Source organism: Pseudoalteromonas sp., assembly GCF_041629635.1.
GTDB lineage: Bacteria > Pseudomonadota > Gammaproteobacteria > Enterobacterales > Alteromonadaceae > Pseudoalteromonas.
The window spans coordinates 1-10,014 of the sequence record NZ_JBFKMX010000129.1; the positions used below are offsets into that span (position 1 = coordinate 1).

A 10,014-nucleotide genomic window follows, 5' to 3' on the forward strand; every position below is an offset into this window, starting at 1 on the left:
ATGCGAACCGGGACAGATAGTTAAACAGCCAACACTAAGTAAAAGAATTATTCGATGCTTTCCATGAAAGATTTTATTAAAACTTACAAAGTTTCAGTAACAATTCAGACACAACACCCTAACATGTTAATAAATGTAAACGGTAGGGCGATTTTTAATACAATTTAGTTCATAAAATCACACCAATGTACCCATAACAGTTATAACAAAAAAGAATTAAAAATAACCAGAAGGAATATATAGCAACTTATTATCCTATTTAAATCAAGCAATTACAAACCAATCAATTATTCAACATTCAAATAAAAATTCATTAAAAACAACTAACTATCCAAAATCACCTTATCAACATTACATTAACACTCTGTTGACAGCTGTAACGTTTGTTTTATGATTTTCGCGATATCAACTCGAGAAAATCATCATGGAAAAAACTAAAACAATAAAAAAATCATTGTTATGCGCTGCAATTCTTTGCTCATTTAATGCTGTGGCTGCAGACGAAACTCCAGCTGAAAACAATGCCGAGGCAAAAAAAGTAGTCGATCGCATTACGGTTACCTCACGTAAAAGGGAAGAAACAATCATTGAAATACCGATGAGTGTTTCATCTGTGTCATCCACAGAAATCGAAAACCGAAACTATTTAAACGCGCAAGATCTTTACCGAACTCTTGCTGGTGCAGCAATGCCACGTGGACAATTAATCCTACGTGGTTTAAGTGGTGGTAACAGTGCTGCGCCTGGCACTACAACAACCTTTACCGATGACGTACCTTTTTCGTTCACAAACCTTGCTGATGTTGAGCGCGTGGAAGTATTACGTGGTCCACAAGGTACACTGTATGGCTCAAATGCGATTGGCGGAACTGTGCGTGTTATTACTAATAAACCTCGCATGAATGAGTTCGAATTATTTGGCTCAATGCAAATTAAAAGCGAGAAAAATGTTGAAGGTTACGATGACTCTCTTTCGATTGGTGTTAATTTACCTTTAATCGAAGACACGCTTGCACTAAGAGCAACAGGTAACTTATATAATGATAGCCGTCCCTACGTTAATATGTTTAATGGCAATCAGAGTGCTGCACAAGGCAATTTTGTTCGCACTCAATTACTGTGGACGCCTACAGAGCAAACCGATGTTATTTTAGGGTATGTAAAAACTGAATACCGTTCAGAAGGTACTACATTAGGTGATACCTCAAAGCCTGGTGGTTATTGGCGTCATGATTATACACCAGATGAAAATGCACCTTATGGTTATGAAGTAAATCACGCATGGGTTGGCTGTGATGAAAATCTAATCAGAGCTAAATGTATATTAGGCGACCAAAAAATCACTGATGCACCTGAAAAATATATGGTGTATAACTTGATTGATGGCAGCTATTATTCCGAAACTGACCTAGTTACACTGACTGTTGAACACGACAATTTATTTGATATAGCCAGTATGACGTATGCAGGTTCATATCGTGAATTTCAAGATGGTGGTTTAGATGACTGGTCACGTTTAGATGCTTCAGACTTGTTCCGCACTTGGATTATTAACGACGACTTCTACGACAGGACAACACACGAGTTTCGCTTCCAAAATATCGATATAAACTCAGATCTTTCTTGGACAGTAGGTATGTTCTACGACAAAGTAGACCAGCCAACAAACCCAAATGTACAATGGCAATACCATGAAGCGGGTGACAGAGTATCAGCGTCTACTCTTTATTGGTGGGGTGTTGATGCAACTCAAACTGGCTTAGATAAATTTGGCACACCAAGTCGTAACTGGAACTCGGCGCGTGTCAGTGCATGGAGCAAAGAATTTGCCTTATTTGCTGATGCAGCATATAACTTTGACCTAGGCGATATGGGTGGTCTTGAACTCAATGTGGGTCTTCGTCGATTTGAATTAGAAGACTACAGCCACACCACATCTGCGGGTATTTGGTCTGAGGATAATGTTATCACTGGTGGTGAGGAAGATGGTTATCGTAAAAAGATAAGCGTTTCGTATATGCCGAGTGATAACTATTCTGTCTATACCTTGTACTCTGAAGGCTACCGCCCTGGTGGTAACAACGCACCATTAGCACAATCTTGTGTTGCTGATCCAAAAGCAAAAGACAGAAAAGATCGTTATACATCTGATTCAATTGATAACTACGAAATTGGTTTTAAAGGTTCAGCATTTGGCGGTAAATTTAATTTCGCAACCGCGGTTTATCACATTGATTGGACCGATGTTAAAACATCTATATACATGGATACCTGTGGATTCAGTTTCACAGCAAATGGTGGTGGTGCACGTTCTCGCGGTATAGAGTTTGAATCTACAGCAGATCTAGGCTATGACACAACACTTGTATTCAATGCATCTTACACCAACTCAGAATTAACGGAAGATAACGATGCTATCAGTGGCAAAGCTGGAGACGAAATGACTATGGTACCAAAGTACAATGGTTATTTAGCACTTGATAAAGGTTTTGAGTTAAATGGGAAACCTGCTTTTGTAAGGTTAGATGTGTCAACTTATGGTTCGTACTTTACACATTTTAATACAAAGGACGGCGATGAAGTACCAGGATACACCACGCTTAATCTAAGCGGTCGCTACGAAGTGTCTGATGATGTGAAAGTGAGTGTACACATTAACAACTTACTAGACAGTGAAGACATTTCGTATCAAAGACAACGTTCACGCACTAACACAACAACTGCGCAAACTTACATTGATTTCTTACCCGAGCGTAATATTGCTGTGCGTATAGACTATACCTTTTTCTAATTTAACTTAGAAAATCCGCCCTGAAGTCGTGCCGCTCTTTTAGAGCGGCACTTTTAGCTCACTTGCGATTTAGGCATCAACCAAAAAAAATAATTTAAAATTTCTCAATATTTCAAATTTAGTAACAAATCTGCTACATTTAATTTACCCTTTTTGGGTACTACTAAATAACAACAATAGGAAATATTATGACAACACTCTCACGCATAATCATAACGATAGCTGCATTAACCGGCTTAATCGTTTCCACCTTCGCAAATGCAAGTAATCGCTCACTAAACGTCGATTTAAATGTCAACAGCTTAGATAACGGCAATATACAAGCTGAGCTAACCATTACTAATAACGGTAAAGGGGTGCAAAAAATATTAAGTTGGTATACCGATCTAGATGAAGAAAATTTATTTGCAATTGCACGCGACGGTGAAGCAATCCAATTTATGGGTCCGCATTACAAACGTCATGCACCAACAGATAAAGACTTCATTATGTTAAAACCTGGTCAAAGTTTAAGTAAAACCTTTGAGCTTTCTGGTTTGTATGATTTCTCACAAGCGGGTAATTATGAAGTAACCTACCAAGTTAAATCATTTGATTTATTTGGCAAAACAAATGGCAAAAATAAACAAACTCAACGCCAAGTTGAGCAATTAAAGTCTAACACTGTCTCACTATGGTTTGATGGTATTTCGCTAAAAGGTTCATCTAACAAAGGAAAGCCAGGTGGTGGCCCTGTTGGAGATTGTATTAATGGCACTTGCTTTACAGGACGTTGCGATAATAACCAAAAAAACGACATTATGGCTGCACTTTCAGCTGCGGATCAAATTACTAACGATTCTGTTTCTTACTTAAATAGTCACAGCGCAGCTAACACTTCTGCCCGTTACCAAACCTGGTTTGGTGAAGCAACATCAGCTCGTTACAATACAGTAAGTGCTAATTTCAATGCAATTAACGATGCAATCGATAACAAACCACTCACTTTCGACTGTAGTTGTAAGAAAACCTACTTTGCATATGTTTACCCAAATCAGCCTTACAAAGTGTACCTGTGCAGAGCATTTTGGAGTGCAAACATACTAGGCACAGATTCACGTGCAGGCACGATTGTGCATGAGCTAAGTCACTTTACGGCTGTTGCAGGTACCGACGATATCGTTTACGGACAATCTGGCGCAAAGAGCTTAGCTATTTCGAATCCAGATCAAGCATTGGTAAATGCTGATAGCCACGAATATTTTGCCGAAAACACGCCTAATCAAAACTAATTTAGGCAAATCACAACAGGATCAATCATTGATTGATCCTGTTGATAAACATCGGCTTCAAGCTGTTAATCTCTATTTATCGACTCTTGACATTCCATTTTCTGAGAAAAACGCCTAATCGAACTTAAAACAATCTAACTGGTGTTTAGAGTTAACTTAACGCAATAAGATACCTCTGTATCCATTATAAAATACTTATCCAACCATTCCCCTTTAATTACTAAAAGTTAGCTGATCGCTAAGTGCGCTTTATGCTATTGAATAGCCAGATACAAACCGATACAAAATCCAATTAATTTTAATGCTAATCTTTTGATAATTTTTAATAATTTTGGAAGCCAGAATGAATATAAACGGTCATGCGGGAGCATATGTGAACAACACCACAATGCACGGTAGTGCGAGTGCGGTAACAGAAAAAACGAATGAGCTACAACAAAACACCCAACAATCGATGCAAGATACCTTAAATTTGTCAAATTTGGCAAAGGTGACACAAAAAATTGATTCGTTATTTGAGCAAGTAGATGAGATTTACATGACTCATTTATCGCAAGAACAAAAAAAAGAACTCAATGCCAGTTATGACAAACTCAATGCAATTTTTGAAAATGAACACATGTCGTCATCATCCGAAAATGCCGTCAATGCATTATTCGACAAAATTGACGGGATTTTCTCTGCAGCGGAACAAGCATTAACCCCTGAAGAACAAGATGCACTTGACAAATTGGACAAGAAAATCGATTCACTAATACAAATTGAAAGTGATGGCTTCGATAAACAACTCAACAATCAGTTGGATACTGCCTTTGCAAAAAGAGACGAACTCTTAGTGTCTAAATTAACAGGTCAGCAAAAAAATGAATTAAAATCATTGAATGAAACACTTAATAAAGTATTTGAACACCTCGATAGTCAAGATGACCACGCAAAAGTAAATCAACTATTTGATAAAATTGATAGTATTTTAGAGTCCAGTTACAACCAATTAAATGACAAAGAAAAACAAAAAGTTAACCAAATTGAAAACGACATTGACGAGCTCTTTAAAGCTTGAACAACCTACTCAATAGCAATGGATTAAACGTGTGTATAAAAAGCTAAGGGGTGACATAACGTTAGGGTTTAGGCTTCGGATTCTGCTTTAGAAAATGGAAACTCCTTGTATATTACGCTCTATTTTACATTATTTAACAGACTGTAAGGGGCAATATACTGCCCCGCTATTAAATGTAAAAGCAACCACAAAACGGTTTATGAATGGGTAAACGGGCTTAACTCTCCACACTAGTGAGGAGAGTTTAATTTTACAACTAACCTTATATAATAAATAAATTCATCACAGACCTTAAACCTATTGTTCCTCAATTAATGACTCTCGACTAGAAAATCAAAAATTTAAATGCCAATTCCAACATTACCTCACTATTCCATTGCCTAAATAGCAAAAAGGTTAGCTGTGGATAGCTAACCTTGAAAATATCAAATCAAGCCTGTGAATCATCAATGCACAAAGATGTGCCTGCGACCACTTAAGCTAGTGACCAAAGTAAAAACTAATCTGCCACACAGTTTTTGGTTTACGCCGTTAGACAGTAAATACGCGTTAACAGTTGTTGAGGTGGTGTGGTTTTAACATCATTCAAATATTCTTCAAATGGTGGAAAGTCCTTAAGTTCGCAGTCACTTTGTGGCAAATATTCACCAAATAACCACTCATAGGGCTTTTCTAGTTCAGGGTAATCACCTTCAAATAATAATGAAACCGCATTTGATGAAGGTATAGTTAACAGTTCAAATTGATGCTGCTCAGGTAATTTATTCACATCAACAGAAATGCATGCCTTAGCGGTGAGTTTATCTTGCTCCACTGATTTCGGATCATCATAATAAATACCAAAAAAACGTGTGTTTCCATCAATAAGTCCGTGCTTGCTTGCCATCACTGATAGCTTTTCAAATGCTTGGCCTATTTTCATGTAATCACCTTTGTGCTTAACCCCAATTAAGTTCATTGTTGGCACAATTTGTTGTTCAACTTGATACATAGTGGTGTACTCCTTGTTAGACTTTGGATAAAGCAACGTTACTTTTTCTTCAACACGCGTTACTCGGTACTGATGGGGTGTTTCACCATAGTGTTTACTAAACGCACGGTTAAATGCTTCAACACTGCTATACCCAACCAGCTTGGCAATTTGTTGCTGAGTTAAGTTGCTTCGCAATAAAAGCGCCGCGGCCTTTAACAACCTCATTCTACGCACTGTTACATTTATCGTTTCGCCGGTAAATTCACGATATATGCGATGAAAGTGATAATTCGACATACAGGCAACATCAGCTAAGGCATTAACATCCAATTCGCCATCCACATGTTGGTAAATATAGTCAATGACATTGAGTAAGCGGTGTTCATACTGATTTTTGGTTACGAGTTTATGCTTCATTATTTTTCACTTTTAGTACGAAGATTCGGCTACATAGCTACGACAAACAAAGAGTACTTGATATTAGATTGATAATGCTTGCGAACTTTGAGGTTTACTCAAACCACCATCAATGACCTAATGGACAGCCTCCACTTAACATTCTAAATTAAATAAGTGTCGGTTACTTTGAGTTGGTTGCTGAGCGATATGCCGAATTACCAAGCAGAATATATTTTAAAGTACGCAATTGTCTCGCCATGTATTTTTGGTTCGTAATACCACATCTAGCTGTGTTGATACAAATGATAGCAATTCTGTTAAGTACGAGATCAGAGATAACGCTGGATAAATGAAATGATAACAAGGTAGACTTTTTCTTATGTAGTTGTTCTACATTGATAAATTCTAACGCAGTTAGCATGATATCTAATCCTTTTGGCATGTGCTTCCTTGGATTACCATTAAACTTTATCAGTGGTTTGGGTTGTCCATCATTTAACGCAGCTTTAATGCGTTTTTGAATGCTGGTGTAATCCGATTGCTCGGGTGTATTAGCTAATTTGGCACGTATTGGGTTTAAGTCTACATAAACCATGCAGGCTGCAAGTGCAGCTTCATCTAGGAGTGCTTGTGATTTAAATAGACCTTCCCATAATCGACCTGTGCAATGGTCTTCAAAATTAGCCTTTCTGGCGATATCCTCGTTGAGAACACGCATGAACTAACTGATGTCCATTAGGCGATTACGAAAGGTATGGGTTATTTCGTTTAGGGTAATCAATTGCGCCGTGGCAAGTTTATCGCCTCTTAGGTATGTTTGTGTGAGTAAGTTGCCTTTAAATAGTTTATGCAAGCGCAGAATAATCGCTTTTTGAGTGTGCCGTTTCGCTTTCTTTTCATCAACATGCAGTACTAAATGTGTGTGATTACTCATTACGGCAAAAGCACAAACATCAATGCAGAATACCTTCGCAAGTTACAGTAATTTGTGCTCAACCCAAACGCGACAGTGCTCGTGCGATTGGCCTGTTACTTTATCTTAACCACACAACAATGCGCGGCGCAAACAGCGAGAAATACAATGGTAGTACGGTGTATCAACTAAACTCACCTGATTGCGGCGCGGAACTGCCATAAAGCCACCTTTTGATAGAAAGCTAGTTTTGATTAAAGCTTAGTCATATCCTAGCTTTTACACTAATTAAGATGGGTGGCCTTTTTATTTTTACTTGTATGAATCTAAAGAATCTTATTAATAAAAGTAAGCGACTCTTCTAAAAAGATTTTTCGAGATTGGTTGCTTGAAAACCAATGGTCATCGCCTTCTAACTCCACCAACTTACAGCTTTTAACCCCATGATTTTTCAGATATTTATACATATTTCGCGACTGATATGGTGGCACAACCGTATCTTGATCACCATGAATAAGCAGGATTGGTGATGTGTTTTCACTGATCAGTTTTACTGGTGAATTCGCATTTAATGCATCTTGCTCATCCCGATTTCCTATGCTTTTAGCCCAATAGCGATTACTACCATTTTGTCTATTAGTGTGATAAAAGATATCATCTAAATCGCTTACACCACCATAAGATACCGCGCACTTGTATCTTTTCGGTTTTTTTGTAGCACCAATCATCGCTGCATAACCACCATAACTTGCGCCAACGATACAAACTCGCTCTCCATCCACTTTCCCTTCAGATATCAAAGCTGAAACACCTTCATCAATATCTCGTTGCATATTTAGACCCCACTGGCCGTAACCCAACTTAGCAAAAGTCTTTCCGTATCCGGATGAACCTCTAAAATTTGGTTGATATACCGCAAAACCATTCATTGCATAAAATTGCCTTAGCCAGTCAAAGCTCAGGTTATCTCTCGCCTCAGGTCCACCATGTGGTAAAACGATTAAAGGTGGCTTTTTTCCTTCGAACTGTTTTGGAGTTGTAAAATAGCCATCAATTGATAAGTCATCACTCGTCTTATATGTAAAAACTGAAACTGCATTTAGGCTGTTGACGTCAATTCCAAACTCTTTGCCCACTAAATCTAACCGACCAGCTTTTCTATCATATAAAAAGTACTCACCCGGATTTTGTGGACCTGAGACATGAGCGATAAAACGAGTACGGTTTTTGGAATAGGACGTTAAGGTGACTGAAGAATTAGGAAAGGTAGCTTCTAAATCGGCTTGTACTTGACGTAAATCACTGTCAAATAAGTAATCTGCATGTTTAAAGTCTTTGGTATAACCTAGACCTAACGCTTTACTAGTATGGTAGTCTCTAATTGCGTAACCAAGGTCATATTTACCATAATCAGCTACAATCTCACTGCTACCCACGATGCCTTTTTCAATCCCCGCTTTAGCAAGCTTAAGGGTGCCTTCTTCTTCACGCTGATAAAAATAAATTTCGTTATTCGATTGTTCATATTTTAAAATAAACTGCGTTTTAAATGGGACCAGTTGCTCTTCTTGTTTTATTTTTAATTGAATAAAGTCGCTATAAGCAGATTCTTTAAAATACCAATGCAGGTTTTCGCCTTCAAAATCATATGCTTGATAGATTTTAACTTCGCCTTCGTCATCAATCACCCAATTGGTATTTCTTTTTTCTTTAAAGAATTGATCACGATCGCCATCTTCGATATTCATTTTATAAAGCACTTCTATTGTATCCCCATTAACATTACTGTGATAATGAGATATTAAAATGTGCTCTGGGTCATTAGGTAACCTATTGATTATACTTGGACCACTAATGTTGTATGAAAATTTTTGTCCTTTAAATGGCCAAATTGCTTCTTCTTCTTCTAAATCAAACAATCCCCCGCGTTCAAATGTAAATCGGTAATTATCACCTTTTGATAACTGAGCAAAAGTAGCTACAAAGTAAATACGTTCTTCATTAAGCCATGTAAACGAACGCATATCGGCATTGCTAATAGCAAAAACACTAGGCTTTCTTTTTTTTCCTAAATAATTAATAACTAACGCTACTTTACCTTCTACATTTTGGAGGTACGCGAAACGATTACCTGAAGGGGAAATTTGAATATCTTTAACAGTTGGAAGTTGTCCTAACTGTTTAAGCCCATTAGCTGAATAGGCGAGCTTGCTAAAAAAAGTTAACAGTATAGCTAGAGTTAAAGAAATGGTGATTTTTTCACAGACCACATCCTTGTTTAATTATTATACATTCTTAAAGACTTATTATTTTAATAAATAAACATAAAAAAAAACAAGAAGTTATTGTTAAAGGTAGCTATTAAGTCGCCATGGCGAGTGAATGGCGCAAGAGGTCACCCATTGGTCCTTCTTAAGTATCTATACGATTACTTATTCTTGTGCGGTAACTGAAGAATTAAGCAAACCATTCTTACGATTGCAATAAGCGCAAATCCAGAAAGTAAAAATGGGTCAATAAAAATATTTTCATTAAACTGAAACTTTCCTGAAGAAATCTTTTTCCAGCCCATAAAATGTTGATTGCAGGCAACAACAACACCGAAAA

General features: G+C 37.4%; 5 protein-coding genes and 1 pseudogene. 3 read left to right on the plus strand and 3 right to left on the minus strand.

The features are described 5' to 3' along the window. Nucleotides 1-424 precede the first annotated feature (424 nt). From ABYD77_RS15195 to ABYD77_RS15205, 3 genes are all read left to right on the plus strand, one after another. On the plus strand, nucleotides 425-2,791 hold the full coding sequence (locus tag ABYD77_RS15195) for a TonB-dependent receptor (protein WP_372770969.1): 2,367 nt from the start codon (nucleotides 425-427) through the stop codon (nucleotides 2,789-2,791). Nucleotides 2,792-2,979: 188 nt separating this feature from the next. Beyond that, entirely contained in the window at nucleotides 2,980-4,062 is a 1,083-nt protein-coding gene (locus tag ABYD77_RS15200; RefSeq protein WP_372770970.1) for a M35 family metallo-endopeptidase, read from the plus strand. 343 nt (nucleotides 4,063-4,405) lie between these two features. After that, complete coding sequence (locus ABYD77_RS15205) at nucleotides 4,406-5,122, plus strand: hypothetical protein (protein ID WP_372770971.1); 717 nt, start codon at nucleotides 4,406-4,408, stop codon at nucleotides 5,120-5,122. Between the two features lie 523 nt (nucleotides 5,123-5,645). Here the strand turns inward: ABYD77_RS15205 and ABYD77_RS15210 are convergent. From ABYD77_RS15210 to ABYD77_RS15220, 3 genes and pseudogenes are all read right to left on the minus strand, one after another. Continuing rightward, nucleotides 5,646-6,512, minus strand: coding sequence for a GyrI-like domain-containing protein (locus ABYD77_RS15210; protein WP_372770972.1), 867 nt, complete (start codon nucleotides 6,510-6,512; stop codon nucleotides 5,646-5,648). A gap of 394 nt (nucleotides 6,513-6,906) precedes the next feature. Then, nucleotides 6,907-7,428 (minus strand): annotated as a pseudogene (locus tag ABYD77_RS15215) (transposase); the annotation flags it as partial. 305 nt (nucleotides 7,429-7,733) lie between these two features. Beyond that, nucleotides 7,734-9,431 (minus strand): alpha/beta hydrolase family protein, encoded by a 1,698-nt coding sequence (locus tag ABYD77_RS15220; protein WP_372770973.1) that lies wholly within the window; start codon nucleotides 9,429-9,431, stop codon nucleotides 7,734-7,736. Nucleotides 9,432-10,014: the final 583 nt, after the last annotated feature.